At 52.7% G+C, this 18,264-nt stretch carries 17 protein-coding genes; 2 read left to right on the forward strand and 15 right to left on the reverse strand.

Annotated features, from left to right (window positions below; genetic code table 11):
• The first annotated feature begins 35 nt into the window (after positions 1-35).
• The gene (locus ACFSOY_RS11390; RefSeq protein ID WP_386046670.1) at positions 36-2,264 is read left to right on the forward strand and encodes an S-layer homology domain-containing protein; all 2,229 of its coding nucleotides are present in this window, start codon (positions 36-38) and stop codon (positions 2,262-2,264) included.
• A gap of 39 nt (positions 2,265-2,303) precedes the next feature.
• Positions 2,304-5,978: an S-layer homology domain-containing protein gene (locus ACFSOY_RS11395; protein WP_386046672.1), complete on the forward strand. Its 3,675-nt coding sequence runs from the start codon at positions 2,304-2,306 to the stop codon at positions 5,976-5,978.
• 75 nt (positions 5,979-6,053) lie between these two features.
• On the opposite strand, the gene ACFSOY_RS11400 is transcribed toward ACFSOY_RS11395, so the two are convergent.
• The 15 genes from ACFSOY_RS11400 to ACFSOY_RS11470 all read right to left on the reverse strand — a co-directional run bounded on the left by ACFSOY_RS11400 (position 6,054) and on the right by ACFSOY_RS11470 (position 18,210).
• Positions 6,054-6,563: an SRPBCC domain-containing protein gene (locus ACFSOY_RS11400; protein WP_386046674.1), complete on the reverse strand. Its 510-nt coding sequence runs from the start codon at positions 6,561-6,563 to the stop codon at positions 6,054-6,056.
• A gap of 18 nt (positions 6,564-6,581) precedes the next feature.
• Complete coding sequence (locus ACFSOY_RS11405) at positions 6,582-6,914, reverse strand: ArsR/SmtB family transcription factor (protein ID WP_386046676.1); 333 nt, start codon at positions 6,912-6,914, stop codon at positions 6,582-6,584.
• Positions 6,915-7,360: 446 nt separating this feature from the next.
• Positions 7,361-7,948, reverse strand: a complete 588-nt coding sequence (locus ACFSOY_RS11410) for a YdeI/OmpD-associated family protein (protein ID WP_386046677.1) — start codon at positions 7,946-7,948, stop codon at positions 7,361-7,363.
• 484 nt (positions 7,949-8,432) lie between these two features.
• Positions 8,433-9,689: an RNA polymerase sigma factor gene (locus ACFSOY_RS11415; protein ID WP_386046679.1), complete on the reverse strand. Its 1,257-nt coding sequence runs from the start codon at positions 9,687-9,689 to the stop codon at positions 8,433-8,435.
• Positions 9,686-10,120, reverse strand: a complete 435-nt coding sequence (locus ACFSOY_RS11420) for a YciI family protein (RefSeq protein ID WP_386046681.1) — start codon at positions 10,118-10,120, stop codon at positions 9,686-9,688. Before ACFSOY_RS11420 ends, ACFSOY_RS11415 begins: the two co-directional genes overlap by 4 nt.
• A 325-nt stretch (positions 10,121-10,445) precedes the next feature.
• On the reverse strand, positions 10,446-11,543 hold the full coding sequence (locus ACFSOY_RS11425) for an HBL/NHE enterotoxin family protein (RefSeq protein ID WP_386046683.1): 1,098 nt from the start codon (positions 11,541-11,543) through the stop codon (positions 10,446-10,448).
• Positions 11,512-12,084 carry a hypothetical protein gene (locus tag ACFSOY_RS11430; protein ID WP_386046685.1) on the reverse strand — a complete coding sequence of 191 codons (573 nt, stop codon included), beginning with the start codon at positions 12,082-12,084 and terminating at the stop codon, positions 11,512-11,514. The genes ACFSOY_RS11425 and ACFSOY_RS11430 overlap by 32 nt, the downstream gene beginning before the upstream one ends.
• Complete coding sequence (locus ACFSOY_RS11435) at positions 12,081-12,992, reverse strand: HBL/NHE enterotoxin family protein (protein ID WP_386046687.1); 912 nt, start codon at positions 12,990-12,992, stop codon at positions 12,081-12,083. The genes ACFSOY_RS11430 and ACFSOY_RS11435 overlap by 4 nt, the downstream gene beginning before the upstream one ends.
• Complete coding sequence (locus tag ACFSOY_RS11440; RefSeq protein ID WP_386046689.1) at positions 12,989-14,095, reverse strand: HBL/NHE enterotoxin family protein; 1,107 nt, start codon at positions 14,093-14,095, stop codon at positions 12,989-12,991. The genes ACFSOY_RS11435 and ACFSOY_RS11440 overlap by 4 nt, the downstream gene beginning before the upstream one ends.
• A gap of 519 nt (positions 14,096-14,614) precedes the next feature.
• Positions 14,615-15,286 carry a single-stranded DNA-binding protein gene (locus ACFSOY_RS11445; protein WP_386046690.1) on the reverse strand — a complete coding sequence of 224 codons (672 nt, stop codon included), beginning with the start codon at positions 15,284-15,286 and terminating at the stop codon, positions 14,615-14,617.
• A 20-nt stretch (positions 15,287-15,306) separates the two neighbouring features.
• Complete coding sequence (rpsF, locus tag ACFSOY_RS11450; RefSeq protein WP_386046692.1) at positions 15,307-15,591, reverse strand: 30S ribosomal protein S6; 285 nt, start codon at positions 15,589-15,591, stop codon at positions 15,307-15,309.
• A gap of 23 nt (positions 15,592-15,614) precedes the next feature.
• Complete coding sequence (gene ychF, locus ACFSOY_RS11455; protein ID WP_386046694.1) at positions 15,615-16,715, reverse strand: redox-regulated ATPase YchF; 1,101 nt, start codon at positions 16,713-16,715, stop codon at positions 15,615-15,617.
• Between the two features lie 140 nt (positions 16,716-16,855).
• Entirely contained in the window at positions 16,856-17,119 is a 264-nt protein-coding gene (locus tag ACFSOY_RS11460) for a DUF3892 domain-containing protein (protein ID WP_386046696.1), read from the reverse strand.
• Between the two features lie 126 nt (positions 17,120-17,245).
• On the reverse strand, positions 17,246-17,758 hold the full coding sequence (locus tag ACFSOY_RS11465) for a hypothetical protein (RefSeq protein WP_386046697.1): 513 nt from the start codon (positions 17,756-17,758) through the stop codon (positions 17,246-17,248).
• A gap of 221 nt (positions 17,759-17,979) precedes the next feature.
• Positions 17,980-18,210, reverse strand: coding sequence for a WYL domain-containing protein (locus ACFSOY_RS11470; protein WP_386046699.1), 231 nt, complete (start codon positions 18,208-18,210; stop codon positions 17,980-17,982).
• Between the last annotated feature and the right edge of the window lie 54 nt (positions 18,211-18,264).

Genomic DNA, 18,264 nt, shown 5'->3' on the forward strand with positions numbered 1-18,264 from the left:
CGGCACGAGACTTACGATCACAGGGGTGAAACAGGTTGAAAGCAACCAAATGGTTGGCCGCAACACTGCTTTTGACAGCAGCTTGGAGCCCTTCCGCCGTCATGGCAAATGGAAGCGCTCCCTCCACCAGTTTTTCCGATTTGGATGGAGTAGCAGCGAGCAAGCGAGTACAGATTCAAGAAGCGCAGAAACAGGGATTGTTGGCAGGAGATCCCTCAGGACTTTTCCGTCCGACCGAACTTTTGACCCGTCAGGAGCTGGCGGCGTTGTTGGTGAAAGCGTTGAAATTACCTCATCAGTCGGGAACCGACTCTTCTTTTGCTGACGTTCCTGCGACAGGCTGGGGAACTTCGGCGATCGAAGCGGTGGCGCAAGCGGGCTTGATGATCGGGGATGGACAGGGAGCGTTCCGCCCGGAAGATCCGGTCAGCCGCGAAGAGCTGGCCGCCGTGTTTGTGCGCGCTGTGAACGGCATCGGCGCGCGTGGCGGGCTGAAAACAAACGTGCAAGACGCACAACAGGTTTCCCCCTGGGCAACCCCACTCGTGGATGCGGCTGTGCGGCTCGGGTTGATCGACACGCCAGATGCGAAATTGAGCCCACAAGGGTTGGTTCAGCGCGAGCAGATCGCAGGATTTTTGCTCGACATTTTCCAAGCGGGCGTACAGACCAAAACGATTTCGAGCGTGGACGGCGATGTGATCACGATCGACGGGAAGCAGTTTTTGGTGGACGACAAATGGGAACGGCTGCTCGGAGAAGGCAACACGCAAGCGCTGGAAGGTGCGGTCGTGCGCTTTAGATCTGCGAATCGCAACATCGACGACCTGTCCGACCTGGAGATCGTGAAGGACGGCGTCGTGCTCAACGCGAGCGGCACTCCTTTCGCCGGAAGCTTGAAGATCTCCGGGGACGATGTCACCGTGAGGGGCGACTCTCTGGGTCAATTGACTTTGGCAAACGGAGTTTCCCGCGTTGATATCGATGCTCGGATCGAATCGTTGGTGGTTGATGGTGGACAAGCGGTTCAACTGAACGGAAACGTGCACATCGAAACCCTGCAGGTGACAAATCCACTTACGAAATTGACGCTTGGCAGCAGCGTGGAAATCGGCGAGATTAAATTGCCAAAAGGTGTCAGGCTGTCTCAGGTGATCGAAAATCTGCACCAAGTGAGCGAGCGGATCAAACGGGTGCTAGTCGGCATCGATGATCGCACTCCTCCGAGCCCGCAGCCGCCAAAGCCCAACCCGACCAACCATGCGCCATCAGTGAAAAACGCGATCTCCGCTGTGACAGCCAAGGTGACCGACAACCTGCAGGCGATCAGTCTCGCAGGTGTATTTGAGGACGAGGATCAAGACGCGCTGACCTACTCGGCCGCCTCCTCCAACATGGGCGTCGCAACTGTCGCTGTCGATGGAGCCAACCTGTCGATCACCCCGCTCGACACAGGAATCACTACGATCACCGTGACAGCGGATGACCGCAAAGGGGGCACGGTGCAGACTCAGTTCACGGTGACCCTGACTCCCGCCGATGTGGTCAACAACGCGCCGACCGTGAAAAACTCGATCTCCCAGGTCACGACTTATGCGGGCGATCAAGACACCACGATTTCGCTCGACCGAACGTTTGAAGATCAAGACGGCGATGCGCTGACCTATTCGGCGAACTCCTCCGACACAGGCGTGGCGATCGTTTCTGTGACAGGCGACCAGCTGTCGATCACTCCCTTGCAAGCTGGCACTGCCATAATCACCGTAACAGCAGACGACAGCAACGGAGGCACCGTTCAAACACAGTTTGACGTGACCGTACAAACCAGCAAGACTTTGTTTTTCTCCGAGCTTGTTTGGGGCGACGAAGCCTTGCAGGGCATTGAGCTGTACAACCCGACCGATCGAGACATCGACACGACCAAGATTCGCATCGAACGGGATGACGGTGGAGAGCCGATCACCATCGATCCGAGCGGCTTAGCAGCCATCCCCAAAGGGAGCACCGCTACGATCGGGGAGAGCTTCTACGCAGGCGACATCTACTTCGATTACTTCACGATCATGAATTTGAACCCCGACAGCCCGGTGACACTCAAGCTCTTCTACGAGAATCAACTGCTCGACACCGCAGTCTTTTTCCCTTTCAAGTCGATCGGTCGCGTCTCGGGAACTGTGCGCGGAAGCGGGAACAGCTACAATTTCAGTCAATGGGAAATCCAAGCGGACGGCTATACGGACGGCTTGAACTCCTACACACCGTAACAAAAACAAACACATGAGATACAAGGAGGTGTCACTCCAATGAAACAAGTTCGCAAATGGATGATCGCAACGCTCGCGCTGAGCACAGTGTTGACGCCCAGCCTCATCCAGTCGACCGCCTACGCTGCGAATTCCTTTTCGAATCCTACTACATCCGCCACACTGCCTTTCTCCGATCTGAACGGCGTGTCGCCCGAACAGTTGAACCAGATTCAGCGCGCTGTGCAAGCAGGGCTTTTGCACGGGGATCCGAATCACCGCTTCCGCCCGGCCGACACTCTGACCCGTCAGGAGATGGCCGTCCTGTTGACCCAATCGTTGCAACTGCCGCTGGGGACTACTGCGACAGAGTTTTCGGATGTACAGCCTTCCGATTGGGCAAGCCGTTATATCAAAGCAGTGCAAAAAGCGGGATTGATGATCGGATATGGCGATGGCACGTTCCGTCCCCAAGCGCCCGTCACGCGGGAGGAACTGGCGGTGCTGCTCATGCGATCTGCCCAGTTCCCGCTCGGTGAAGGAGCAGATGCGGCAGATGTTGCCGATTGGCATTCTGTCAGCCAGTGGGCACAACCGTTCGTGCGCACCGCCTTGGAGAACGGGTCGATCGATGCGGTCGGCTCAAACTTCCAACCGCAAACTCCTGTCCTGCGCCAAGAGATCGCCGGATTCCTGCTGGGTACATTTTTCCCGACCGATCGCCCCGGCTTCTTGCAACAGATCGCGGAGGGACAGGTCACGATCAACGGGGTGGCCTACCAGCTTGCCGACTCGGTGAAAGGCTTGCTCCAGCCGGCGAACTCTGCGGTGTTACAAGGGGCGAAGATTCAGTTCTCCGCAGACGACCGCACCCTGCGATCGATCTCCAGGCTAGAACTTCACGCCAGCGGCCAAGCACCGAGCGGACAGGACCCCGAATTCAGCGGCAACTTGGTGCTCGACGGTCATGGCGCGACGTTGGATGGAGACTTGGTGCTGGCAGGCAACTACCTCACCGTGCAGAACCTGAACGTGTCGCATGACTTGCAGATCACTCCTCAGCTGGAAAACGACTTTTTCGCCCGCCACCTGAACGTTCAAGGAAAAACGTTGATCCAAGGGGGCGACGAGAACACCGTCGAGTTTGCCCAGTCTGAGCTGCAAACTGTCGAAGTCGCAAAGCAGGGCGTGCATGTGGTCACCCAAGAGAACTCGTCTGTCAAGCTGATGACCGTTTCCACCGATGCTACACTCACCAATGACGCTTCCTCCACCCTGCAGCAAGTGACGGTGGCAGGCGGTGCCCAACAGGTGAATCTGCACGGCACGATCCAACAGGTGGTCGTGGAAAGCGATCGGCCGACCACGCTGACCGGCGACGCCGCGATCGGCATGATGGTGGTCAACTCCTCCGCCCCGCTGAACTTGAACGGAACAGGCACTGTCTCCACCCTGCAGGTGAACAATCCGGCGGCAAACGTCCTCGTCGCCGCCTCGCTCGATGTGCCCAACGTTTCATTTGCCGTGGACGTTCCGCCGAGCACGGTGACCAAACTGGGATCGTCCTCCGGTTCGACGGTGACCAACACACCGCCGAAATTGGTCACTCCTTTCGACAATCAGGCGATGACGGTCGGCGACAGCGATTTGCAAGTGAGCGTCTTGAACCACTTCCTCGATGCAGAACAAACCGATTTGAAGTACGCGGTCAGCTCATTGAACAGCAAAATCTGCAAAGCGACCCTCGTCGAGGACACCATCGTGTTGACACCGGTCGCCCGCGGCACGGTGACGATCGCCGTGGTTGCGGACGACCGAGCGGGGAAAAAAGCGAACGCTTCCTTCACTGTGACGGTCAATGATCCACCGCATAGCACAGGCATAACGGATCAGACGAAACAGATCGGCACGGGTGATGTAACGCTGTCGTTGCACGATTTCTTCACCGATGCGGACGGCGATCTGCTCACCTATCAGGTCAGCGTGGAAGATCAGAGCATCGCGACCTATGCATTGAGCGCAGATCAACTCACGCTGACGCCTGCACAGGTCGGCAGCACGAAGGTGACAGTCCAATCGTCAGACGGTCGTGGCGGCTCGCTGACCGAATCGTTCCACCTGCATGTGACAGCAGCGCCAAACCAAGACCCAGTGGTGGAACAAACGCCGAGCAACCGAACGCTCACCGTCGGACAAGCGGACTATACGTTTGATTTGTCCCCCCTGTTCAGCGACCCAGACCAAGACGCGCTGACCTATGAGGCTGAGTCGTCACATCCAAGCTTCGCCACCGTCTCAGTCTCTGGCGCCCAGGCGACCGTACACGCCCTTGCATCTGGCACGACGACGATTCGTTTGACAGCCAAAGATGGCAGAGGCGGTGAAGTGACGACCGAGTTCCAAGTCACAATCAACGAACCGCCTGTGATCGCTACGCTCCCAGCGCAGACGTTGCAAGCGGGTGATGCGCCGACCACCATCGATCTCAGCTCTTATCTCTCCGACCCGGAGCAAGACGCGTTGACCGTCACGGCGACGTCTGCTGCCTCTAGCATCGCAGCCGTTTCTGTCGCTGGATCAACGCTGACGTTAACACCGAACGCTGCAGGTTCCACGACTGTGACGATCACAGTCACAGATAGACGCGGCGGCACCGCGATTTCGTCGCTGGCGGTGACAGTCAATGCGGCACCGGCAGGAAACAATGCGCCTGAAGTCACCGCCGCCATCTATGAGCAAGTCCTGACTGCCGGGGTGACCAACGCCCGAACGTTCGATCTCTCCCAACTGTTTGAAGACCCAGACGGCGACATCCTGACTTTTACCGCACTCACGCAAACGACAGGCATCGTCTCTGCCACCATCTCCGGGAATAACTTGACGCTGCTGCCCGATGCGACAGCGGGCAGCACAATCGTTCAAATCACCGCAAATGATGGAAAAGGAGGCTCGACGACTTACAGCCTCAACGTGCGCAACGCGCCGCTCGCCCCGAACGGCAAGGTGGAGATTCGGACGAAGCAAGGGGTAAAAGACCCTATCGTCTACGACTTGGCGAGCCATTTCCCTGGTCAAACGACGTTCCAACTGTATAAAGGCACCCCAGATTCGACCTTTACTGGCCCTCAGACGCTGAACGGAAAGCTCTGGACGTGGAATGGTGACTCACTGTCGGTCTGGGTGATCGGAGCGAACGGTACGGCGGTCGTGCTGAATGTCATCGTTGAACCGCAAGGATCTGAGAACCTGTATTTCTCGCAATACATGGACCTCGGCAACGGGCGCACAGCCCTTCAGCTGTTCCACAACGTTGTCGGTGGCACCCCGCAACAAATTTCCGGCTACGAGCTGGAAGTTCATCAGTATAAGGTCCAGACTGGAACAAAGACTTCCAGCACCTACCCGTTATTTAGTTTTTTGACCGGCACGCCGTATCTTTTCATCGATCAAACGTTCATCGATCTGTTTGACGTGACCAATGTTATGTCTTTCAACGATGAGCTCGCGATGTACGATCAGGGCAAAACGCTCACCACAGGCTTTGTCTTGAAGAAAGGTGGCGTTGTGATCGACGTGCTCGGCGATCCGAACGCGAACACGCAGTTTATGCCAAACGGTGGAACGATCATTCGCAAGTCTGGCATCCGCGTCGGTTCCAGCGCGTTCCGTCTGCACGGAGAATGGAACAACTTCCCTGTTGGCACGTTCCAATACCTCGCCACGCATACCGAATAAACCAAAAAGACTCGTCCCGTGAAGGGTCGAGTCTTTTTGGTGTGCCGACGCACGATTTCCTCGCTGGCGAAGGGACTATTGCACCGCTTGCAAATGCTCAGCGAGACGATCCCACGTTTCAGTAATTCCTTGCTCCATCCCCATTTCCAAGACGGTTTTGAGCGCTTCTGCAGAAGCGAATTGAACGCGGCTCACAACCTTCGTCTTTCCGTCGACCGCTTCAAAGGTCGTCTCAATCTGCGAGGAAGGCATCCCTTCCGCCTCATTGCCTTCCGCATCCGAGAAGTAGTCGACATACACGATCTTCTCCGCCTCTACGATTTCCTTGTAGACCGCTTTGCCCCAAGATTCGGTTCCATAAAAATCCCCTTGGTTCTCATCCATGCATTTCATGCAATAATGCCAAATACCGCCGGGGCGAAAATCGACGTTGCAGACCGTAACTTCCCAGCCGCGCGGTCCCCACCATTGTTTCAGATGCTCAGCTTCTGAGAACGCTTTAAATACGAGCTCACGCGGTGCATCAAAAACACGCTCCATGATCAGTTTGCTGCCCTCTGTCTTGAACGTCATCTTGTTCGACATTGTAACTCCTCCTGATATTTAGTCTTTGGATTTGTTTCCGTTGGATTGCAGGTTTTGCAGGTAGTGATCCAAATTGTCAAACCGTTCGCTCCAAACACTGCGGTAGGATTCAAGCCACCTGTCCAGCGCTTGGAGCGGCTCCAATCGCAGGCTGTAGTTCCGGCGATTGGCATCCGCCTGCACCTCGACCAGACCGGCCTCCAACAGGACACGCAGATGCTTGGAAACTTGGGGCTGGCGAAGCTGAAGGCGATCGGCGATCTCCCCAACAGTCAATGGACCGTCGAGCAGCAGCTCAACGATGCGAAAGCGGTTGGGTTCTGCTAGTGCGCTAAACGTTGTTGTATTCATGGCTCAGTTGCCTCTTTGCTAAATAAATTCATCTGGTCACCAGCACGGTACGAGCTTTGTTCCAGTTTGAATCATTTCAAGGCTGCACCTCGATTTATTTGTTCCCGTGCTCATAGCTAAAATATACTCTGCAAGGAATATTCTTGTCAAGGAATATTTGAAATCTCAACGTGAAAAGGGAGCGATCCATGATGGACAGCTCCCTTCTCACGTTGAGTACCCTGGATCAATCGGTACGGTGTTTCAGCTATCTTTTCGAATATTTCCGAACCACCATCACGATTATTACCAAACTTACAACACTAGATAACAACCCTATTGCCAATGCTGGCCAAGGCGGAAATTCCATTTGTCCCCTCCAATTACATATATCATGATTCAATATAACAGGTAGCACCAATGGATGAGACGAATATTTTTCCGGATTTATTTACTCTTTGAGAATGCTAGTCTTTTAACCCCTGTCCGTCAAAAATTTTCTGCACAGATTTCTCAATCCTTGCCACTCGCGTTTTGGATTGTTTGGGTTCAGAAAAATAATGTACGTATGCTCTCTGCCGTCCCGGCGTCAATGCTTCAAAAGCAGTTTTCAAGACAGGGAGTTCATCGAATTTATTTTGCAACTCTTCCGGAATTTCGAACTCCTTTTTGAACTCTACTTCCAAGCCGGCTTTTTCAACTTCGATTGCTTCGTAGATATAGGCTTTCAAGGTCGCTTCCAACTCAACGATTTCTCGAACATCGGTGAACCGAATCTGGCGCGCCGACTGTACTTTCTCCGTTTGTTGGATGAGGATACCTTGATGATCTTTCAATAAGACACCTTTGTGAAACAGAAGCGCACAGTATTCTTTAAACCCATGTATCAAGACGACGTTTTTATTCTGAAAGGTGTAACAAGGATGCATCCACTTGAAATCTTCGGTCAGCTCACAGTCAAGAACGATTTTTCTCAACTGCTCATACTCTTCCTTCCACTTTCTAGCCTTGCTTAAAAATTCATCAACCTTAGGATTCGTTCTGCTATCTGTCATCAAGGAGCACCCCTCTTCAATTTTTCGATCGGCTGACAGCCAAAACAAGTGTTCTCGGCTTTTCCAACTCTTTCGGTCACTTTATGGTTTTGCTGAATATTCGTCAGTCCTGGGATTCATTCTTGGTGGTAAGCGGGCTTCACTAGCTGAAAGGCATCCTCGCAATCTCCAACCATTCAAATGTTCCTTTCGATTGGGTGATATTCCTTTCTGCCGCAACCCAAACCGTAAAAATCAAAAATCGGCTCCACAATATTGAATCACCCTACTCAGTTTTACTCAATTCTCTAAGGTTCTAAACAGATAGCTAGAATCGGTCTCTCTACTAGGTCACACAAGGAGCATCGAGGTAGCGTGGGTTAAGGTTTTACACACGGACAAAAAGAAAGAACCCTTGGCCGACTAGGGTTCTTCAAAGATTTCACACGATTTGGGGACTTCCCCCTAGAAACCTCGCTTGTACTTCCCCTCTTGTATCCTCGTCCTATTCAGCGGCGCAATCGGAAGCGCGCCTCAAAAGCAGCTCGCGTTCCTTCTCATTGCGTGACAGAGTTGCAGCACGCTCAAATTCTAAACGTGCTTCTTGCTTGCGTCCCAGCTTCATGAGAAAGTCCCCTCGAACGCTGGGCAAAAGATGGTAGTTTTTCATGGACGGTTCTTGCAGCAACGCATCGACGACCTCTAAACCCACTTCTGGCCCGAACGCCATCGAGAGCGCGACAGCACGATTCAGTTCGACGACGGGTGATGGTGCGACTTGTGAGAGAGCATCGTATAGCGCCGAAATCCGAACCCAATCTGTCTCCGAAGCTGTGCTGGCACGGGCGTGACACGCCGCGATTGAGGCTTGAATCAGGTAGGGACCGAACGCCCTGCCGAGTCGCTCCGCCCGTTCTATTGCAGCCAGCCCTCGGCGGATGAGCAGGTGATCCCATAATGCCCGGTTTTGGTCCATGAGCAGAATCGGTTCCCCGCTTGAGCTGACCCGCGCCATGAATCTGGACGATTGAATTTCCATCAATGCCACGAGTCCATGAACTTCCGGCTCATCGGGCGCGATTTCAGCCAATATCCGTCCAAGCCGCAGCGCCTCCTCACAGAGCACGGGCCGAATCCAGTTTCCGCCAGAAGACGCGGCGTATCCCTCGTTGAACATGAGGTAGATGACCTCAAGCACAGACGACAACCGTGCCGGCAACTCGGCCTTTGGCGGCAATTCAATCGGTACTCGCGCAGCCGTGAGCGTGCGCTTCGCTCGAACGATTCGCTGGGCGACGGTCGGTTCCGGAACAAGGTACGCGCTGGCGATTTCTTCGGTCGTCAATCCCCCGAGCAGCCGGAGCGTGAGCGCCACCCGAGCTTCGGCGGAAAGAACAGGATGGCATGTCGTAAAGATGAGACGGAGGAGGTCGTCGTCGAAGGGATCATCGAGCGCTTCGTCCCAATCCGGCTCTTGCTGCCGATCGATCTCCCAGCCTAGCTCCTCGTACTTGCGGTCACTTAACTTACTTCTACGCAGGTGATCGAAAGCTCGACGTTTCGCAGTTGTCATCAGCCACGCTCCGGGGTTATCGGGGATGCCCGCATCAGACCACCGTTCAAGCGCGATGATCAGCGTATCTTGAGCCAAATCCTCGGCAATCCCGACATCGCGTACGATACGGGCAAGCGCGGCGATGATCTTGGCCGACTCGATTCTCCAAATGCCATCGATGGTGCGGTGGACAGTCGATTCCTTCACGACCTCGACTTCTTCTTAACACGTGCAATCATTTCACTTTCCCTAGCCAACGCTTCTGGGTTCTCAGTCAGTTCCGCCGCCTCATACACTTGGCGCAGCTCGATTTCGCCTTCGCCGAAGCCGTGCGGGTCTGGCATCCGCATCGCCCACTGGATCGCCTCTTCCCTTGATTTCACCTCGATCCACGTGAAGCCCGCGATCAGCTCTTTTGCTTCCGTGAATGGTCCGTCTATCACCTTCGGTTTTCCACCAGGTTCTGGATAAGAGATGCGAATCGCGCTCGAACTTGGGTGGAGTCCTTGTGCGGCAATCAGTGCGCCTGCCCTCGCCAGCTCTTCGTTGAACCTCCGCATCGCGTCAAAATGCTCTTGATTTGGAATGATGCCGGCCTCAGAATCTTTTGTTGCTTTGACAATCAACAAGAATCGCATCGGGGATCTTCTCCTTTGTCTATAAATTGCCTCTATATTCACAACGAACGGGAGACACCGAAATCGACAGGTTACAAGAATTTTTCTAAATCTTTTTCAACGTGTTCCTATGATTCCCTTCCTGCCTCAAGTTTTGTGTAGTTGTTAAAATCCCCTTCGTGTTGATGCTTTTGATAACCAGCCTGTTCAAACCTACTAACTACCTTGTAATTTCCCCGGTCGGTTGTTTGACTTGATTCATGCAGTTTTCGGAGCTCGCCTGAAGAACACATTCTCCAATTCAAAACGCCCTGTCGCAGATTGGCTTGCGACAGGGCGTTTGGGGTTACGCGATCTCTTGGATGACCGGGTCGTACTCATAGTTGATCTGAGCCAGTTGGGCTGCGAACTCGTCGATTTCATTCCACTCTTTTTGGACGAGGACGAATTCGGCGAGTGCACCGTTGATGTTCTCGACGGTGACATCCGCTTCCATTGTTTCGATCTCTTTGCTCAGTTCTTTCAGCGCTGCGGCGAACTGGGTCCAGACATCGTTGATGACGATCAGTGCTTGTTGCGCTTGCAGGTTGGCTGCGCACAGCTGTTCGAGCGTCTGGGTCTGTGCCGTCAGCACTGTGACATCTTGGGTGAGCGTATCGAGTTCGGCTGTGTCTTCTGTAATCTTCGCTTGATCCGCCTTGATCTGCTTCGACATGGAGATCGTCCCTTTAACGGAGGCGGACAGACCGGATACGCCGACGGAGATCACCGTCGTGCTAGCACCGCCCGTTGCCACGCCAACCGTGATGCCGACCAAGCAGATAAAGATAGATACGCCGATTCCGCACTCCGCAACGGTCAGCTTGGTGTTAAGCTTTTGAATCTCGTCGGTCAGTGATTGGATCTCCGCTTGCAAGCGTTCCATCTCCGCCTTGTCTTCGTCGAGCTGATGCTCTGTGTCGTCAAGGCCTTGCTTGAGTGTCACGTAATCATTTTGTGTGTTGGTGTTGTAGGTGCGAATCGATTCGAGCAGTTGGGAGCAGTCAGCAGATTCTGAGACCACCCTCTGGTGCAGGGAGTCAAGTTGATCGAGAATCTCCTGTTGCAACGCAGTGTCAGACGGATTTGCTTGCCACTGTTTCAACAGATCCGTGATGCGATTAAACTTCGATTGTACGATGTTATTCATGCCACTAACGCTTTGTGGGATTTCCAAAAGCTGCGGCACGATCGAAGAGTTCCATTGCATCGCATGTCCCTTGGCAACGCCGAAGTCAGACACGAAATTGCTATACCAAGAGGGCGGGTCGAGCAGTGGGGCGAGCGTTGCGTTGGTGAACCCGTAGACATAGGCAGAGACAAGGGTGCAGGCGTTGAGGTAGTCTACGAGTTGTTGCTTGACGATATTCGAATCAGGGGCTAGCGCACGAACCTGTGTGATCATCGAGAACTTCTCCTTCTAAGTAGAGTTTTTTAGTTTGCAACGTGAGGAGCAGGGCGGCGAGTTCGCCAATCGCGAGGTCACAAGCGCGAACCAAGTCGGGAAAAGGGTCCCACCCTTCCTGTGCTCCTCGCATCAACAGCAACCGATCATGCTGCAGGTGCTCATGAAAACTTTGCATCGAGCGCATGCAATCCAGACAGATGTGCAAGACAACTTGCTTTTGTTCCGTGAGTTGGGCTTGTTTCTGTTCTCTACGCTTGTTCGCCACTTGATCAAAGCGATGTTGTTTCAAGTGATCGTCCAGCGCGGCGAGTTCCTGTTCCAACGTGGCAAGCCGTGGGGAAATCTGATCGGTGAAGAGGGTGAGTTCGCTCAATTTCCAGAGCAGAGTGCGCTGCCAACTCAAAGCTCGTGACTTGACGTATGCAAACTCGGCTGCGAATTCACCATACCAATCGGGCGGCGTCAGCAGCGGCGGTAGGTGCGTTTGTAAGATCAGGGCCGCATACGTGTTGAGTTGCGGATAGGCGTTCGAGGTCATCCGTACTGATATCCGTTAAGCTGCACGCATACCGCTTCGAACTCGTTCCAGAGTGCCTGTGCCTGTTGAGCTTGAGCGGAAGCCAACGCTTGATTCTGCGACAAGTTGCTCTGGGTCAGCTCAAGCGAGTTGTTGATCTCGTCGAGCAACTCTTTGAGCTGGTCCCAGGTATTCCTCACACTCGCGGACCCAGTTCGCGCGGTGGAGTTGTCATTCATCATGACGACTAGCGAGTTGATCCATGATTGCAAGGTATTGTTGTCCTGTTGGTAATCGCTGATCTTCTGTAGGTCAGATCCCATATTGGCTTGGTCTCTTTGGATATTGCTTCTGGCGATCGTCACGCTTGATGGCGGACTGGTCACAGTGCTCCAACGCTGGATGTCCTTGTTTAGATAATCAATGTCTGTATTAAGGTCGTTGATCGACGATTGATTACTGGCGATCTGCGCCTGTGAGGCATTGACGTACGTCTGTTGTTGAGATTCGTCATACGTGAGGGTACTCTCATAGTTGGAGAGTTTCCCGATGAGTGTTTCGATGTCGCCGATCAGATTGTTTTGGATCTGTTCAAGATCCTTGATCTGATCGCTTGCATCTTGAAGATAATCGCCGTCTTGGGGGTGCTTTGTCAGATCGTTGAGGTCGTCGATTAAGTTGTCGAAGAGTGCTTTGACAGGTGGGTTGTAGTTGACAGCCTTCTTCGGGACGGAGATCAGTTTTGGGACAACCTGATCCGACCAATACATCGCATTCGTCTTGCTGTTGGATATGCAGTTCGAAAAGTCGTCGTACCAAGACGGATTATTGATCAGAGGTTGCAACGTAAAGCCGATCACAGAGTGTTCATACTGGATGGCTTCGCTCAAGGACGTTTGATAGCAACTGAGATCGATCGATTGTGTCATGATGATGGAATGTTTTGAACAGTCGGATCGAATTTGTAGTCGATCTTCGTAAGTTGTTCGCAGAACTGCTCCAGTGCCTTCCATTCGTCCTGCGCGGTTTGGACATCTTGGCTGCACTGGGGCAAGTTCGAAGTGACGTCCGACTCGGCTTTGTCCAATTCATCTAGCAATTGTTTGGTGCTGTCTGCCATATCTTGCCAGAGTTTCGTGACATTCACGAGCGCTTCCTGGGCGGCTTGGTTCGCTGCGACCAGTTGGTTCAACGTCGTGATTTCGGTGTTGAGCACGACGAGGTCTTGGTTGTACGCGTCAAGATCAGCAGCATCCTGCCCGATCTTGATCTGATCCGCTTGGATCTTCTCCGATGCGAGTACAGTCCCTGTGATCGATGCGCCGACCCCGATGACACCGACTGCACAGACTGCCCAACCAGCCCCACCGGTTGCAACGCCGACGACGACACCGACCAGCGTGACGAAGATCCCGACGCCAATCCCGATTTCAGAAGCGGTCAGGAGTTCGTTGTATTTTTTGATCTCGTCTTGCAGGTTTTGAATCTCTTGTTGCAGGCGCTTGACTTCCGCTTCATCCGCTTGTTCAGCCGAATTCAGTTGCCCAATGCCGTTGTTGAGTGTGTCGTAGTCTTTGGCAAGCGTATCACCGAATGTTTGCAGGTCATTGATGAGTCCGTTCATCGAGTCGAGGTCGTCATTGACGCGGTTGTGGATGCTTTCGAGGTTTTGTTTGAGGTCCTCGATCACGTCTTTGTCGTTCGGATATTTCTGTAAGTCTTTCAGGTCTTGGTTGATGTTGTTAAACTTCGCGGTAATAATGCGGTTGGAATCGACGATCATCTGCGGAATCGCGATCATGTTCGGGATCAAGGAAGTGTTCCATTCCATCGCGTGGCCTTTGGCGACCCCGAATTGGGCGACAAAGTCGCTGTACCACTCCGGCGGTTTTTGCAACGCAGTGAGCGACGCATTTGCGAACTGATACGAGTAAGCCGAGACGGTGTTACACGCGTTTATGTAGTCGACGATGCTGTCTTGGGCGAGGCTGGCGTTGGGGGCAAGGGTCACAAATTTGGTAGCAGTTGTCATAATGAACCATCTCCTCGAAATGATTTAATCAAAAAACAAAAACTGTAATACTTAACAAACAAATTAAGCATATTATATGTAACTATACTTGTCAACAAAAATGTTTACAAAAAGATACAAATTATCACCGGTTCCAAGGGAGCAGAAAGGCGTAGCTAAGTAGTTGTTGCCCTTCTTTTGTTTTTTCAGCCTCAAATAGCTGTACTCCACCTGCGATCTGTTTACTGCGTGGTGAAAGAAGCTCCGGCCGATCATATTTGCTCTCTGTCCCTTGACCATAACCATCGGATTGATGTCGGTGTATCCTCCTAAGACTTCAAAATGTCGTTATAATGACGAGGTCGTGGCAAGGTAGCGATTGACTGTAGAAAGCGTTTTTCCTTTCTTCGACCCGTACTCGTTTAGAATCACGCTCCCCCCTGCCACTTACTACTCATCCAACTACACACGGACAAAAAGAAAGAACCCTTGATAGACAAGGGTTCTTCGCAGATTACACACTATTTTGGGACTTATCCCCTAGAACGGCAGATCATCATCCGAAATGTCGATCGGCTTGCCATCATCGGAGAACGGGTCATCATCTCGGCGTCCGCCACCTTGGTTGCCACCTCCGTAGCCCCCCTGATTACCTCCGCCAAAACCGCCTTGGTTGCCTCCGCCGAAGCCGCCACCTTGATTGCCTCCACCTTGATTCCCACCGCCATAGCCGCCCTGGTTGCCTCCACCAAAACCACCTTGGTTGCCTCCATAGCCGCCTTGATTGCCGCCGCCAAAACCACCTTGGTTGCCTCCGTAACCGCCCTGGTTGCCACCTCCGTAGCCCCCTTGGTTACCTCCGAAACCGCCTTGGTTCATCGACTCGCCCTGCTCTGCACGCTCCAAGAAGCGCACGTTGTCAGCGACCACTTCTGCGACGCGGACCTTTTGCCCTTCCTTGTTCTCATAGGAGCGGATTTGCAAGCGACCTTCGACTGCAGCCAAGCGCCCTTTGCGCAAATATTGTGCGCAGAGCTCGCCAAGCTTTTGCCAAACGACGATGTTGATAAAGTCTGTTTCGCGCTCGCCGTTTTGGTTCGCACGGTTGCGATCGACTGCCAGCGTGAATTGTGCAACAGCAGTACCGGACGGCGTGTAGCGCAGTTCCGGATCGGCCGTCAGACGACCGATCAAGATGATGCGGTTCAACATGAGATTTCCCTCCCTTGGTATTACCCGATGCGGATGATCAGATCGCGCAGCACACCATCGCTGATCGCAAACATCCGCTCAAGTTCTTTCGCAATCATCGTGCTCCCTTGATAGGTCATGAGCACGTAATATCCTTCTCTAACGCCTGCAATCTCATAGGCGAGTCGACGTTTGCCGATCTCTTGCAACTGAATGATTTCACCGCCGTTTTCTGTCACGACGCGCTGAAACTTGGTCACCAGCTTGTTGGTTTCCTCTTGATCCAAATCGGGGAGCAAAACGTACATCGTCTCATACTGCCGCATCGTTGCTCACCTCGCTTTGTTGATCACACGTTGAAACGGAAATGCATAACATCGCCATCGTTTACAACGTACTCTTTCCCTTCCAGACGGACTTTTCCTGCCTCTTTTGCCGCTTGCATCGACCCGTAATGCACGAGATCATCATAGGCGACCGTCTCCGCACGGATAAATCCTTTTTCGAAGTCGGTATGAATCACGCCAGCCGCTCCAGGCGCCTTCGTACCGCGATCGATCGTCCAGGCGCGAACCTCTTGAACACCTGCTGTAAAGTAGGTGATCAGGCCGAGCAGTTTGTACGCCGAACGGATCAGACGGTCAAGACCTGACTCCTGCAAGCCAAGCTCTTCGAGGAACATCAGCTTATCTTCCCCTTCCAGCTCAGCGATCTCCGATTCGACTTTCGCCGAGATGACGACCACTTCGGCGCCTTCTTCCGCAGCAAACGCACGAACCTTTTTCACCAGTTCGTTTTCTTCTGTGTTGGCCACTTCATCTTCGGCAACGTTTGCCACATACAGAACTGGCTTGATCGTCAGCAGATGGAGATCGCGAAGATGCAAGTGATCTTCCTCACTCAACTCCACGGAGCGAGCCGAATGTCCATTTTCCAGCGCATCGCGAACGCGCTCAAGCACGGCGACCTCTTCCTGAATCTTTTTGTCTCCAGCTTTTGCCGCTTTCCGGGTGCGATCCAGGCGCTTGTTGACCGATTCCATGTCGGCAAAGATCAATTCTAAGTTGATCGTTTCGATGTCAGACAGCGGGTTGACGCCACCTGCGACATGCGTGATGTTCTCGTCTTCGAAGCACCGAACCACGTGCGCGATCGCGTTGACTTCACGAATATGTCCGAGAAACTTGTTGCCGAGCCCTTCCCCACGGGAAGCACCTTCAACAAGGCCTGCAATATCTACAAATTCGAATGCGGTCGGAACCACACGATTAGGAACGACAATTTCTGTCAATTTCTGCAAGCGTTCGTCTGGTACTTCGACCACACCAACGTTCGGGTCAATCGTACAAAACGGGTAGTTTGCCGCTTCAGCACCCGCTTTGGTAATCGCATTAAAAAGGGTCGATTTGCCAACATTGGGCAAACCTACAATACCTACCGACAAAGCCATCTGGCTTACACCTCCAAAAGTAGTCCAACCCCTATTATAACAAATTCATCCCGATTTCCGCTAAATGTTTCACGTGGAACAAGAAAAAAAGTTCCCTCGCGACTGCGAAAGAACTGGATGATGGAGATGGAAGGCGACTTTTATTGGAAGGTTTCTCCCCCTTGCACCTCAGCGCCGATCGCAGGGAGCATGTCGAGGTTGTTCCCCGACTCTGGCTGGCCATCACCCGCACTGCTTTCGATGCTCCAATTGCCAGCTCGATCTAACGAGGTGATCGAGTCAAACTTTCCTTCACTCACTTCCTGGATCGCCTGTTCGATGGGGATCACTCGTCCTGTATGTGTCATCAGTTCTGCGATGTTCCCGTACTGATCTTTGTTCACCGCGATGATCTTTTCACCCATAGACACATCCCTCCTTTTCGTCAGGATGTGCAGAACTTCATTCGATTATCCAAGCGTTCTAAGGTCGAGATGCTCATCCGATATTCTCCAGATGAGCATCTCCACACACCTTTTCCAAACAAACAACTAGTGGCGCTCCGCATGACTGACGCGCTCTTTTAAGCGGTCTTGTTCGTCACGCAAACTTTTTATTTCGTGAAGCGCCTCCTCATATTTTGCATTTGTGTCAGCGACCATTCGAATGAGATCGGAGATCATTCTTTCCAATCGATCAAAACCTTCTCTGAGCGTCTGCTCGATGCGATCCCACCGCTTGATAAATTGTTCGTGCCTGTTGTCCTCATTGAGGTGTCGCCCAGTTTGTCCAAATGGTGAGGTTACTCTTATCAAGTGCTGGTCGTTGCGTTCAATCCCTACATCTTGTCCTTTCAGGTACTGTTCGCTACTTTCGAATCGCTTGTCGTGATCCTGCAAATGATGCTCAAAACATGAAATTCGCTCAACACCCTCAACTCGTTTTTCAAGCTTGTCCATCCGATTTTCCAAATTGCTCATGCGGTTTCCATGCTTGTCCATCCGATTTTCCAAATTGCTCATGCGGTTTCCATGCTTGTCCATCCGATTTTCCAAATTGCCCATGCGGTTTCCATGCCTGTCCATCCGGTTTTCCAAATTGCCAATTCGATCTGTGCGCATTCGAATACCTCCTCAAAAGTGAGAAAAAGGTTGACCCTTGTCAGGGTCACGTATTTGAGATCAGGAGGTATTTCACAATTGATATAGATATTGTAGCACAGATGAATAACGATGGAATCCTTTACTACCTTTCAAAAGCTATCAAGATTTCGACAGTCTCCCTTTTATCTTGTGATGGTTTTCCGAGCTTGAAGCGAGGCTGCGAGAATTTGGTCAGCGCGGAATGTGCGGGGCTTTTTGCGCAAATAGCAATACGCCTGAATCCCCTCTTCTGTCACGCCAGTCACTTGCACGACACGTTGAGAAATCGTCCCTTTGCTGTCCAGATAGATCAGTGAGACAGGCCGATGCTCTCGATGAGCGATTTCGATTTCCTTTCTCCCTTGAATCGTCATATCGCCACCTCCACTCCTTATCCATCACTTGTTCTCTATACTCATTATATACGA

This window comes from Tumebacillus lipolyticus (assembly GCF_042682745.1).
GTDB lineage: Bacteria > Bacillota > Bacilli > Tumebacillales > Tumebacillaceae > Tumebacillus_A > Tumebacillus_A lipolyticus.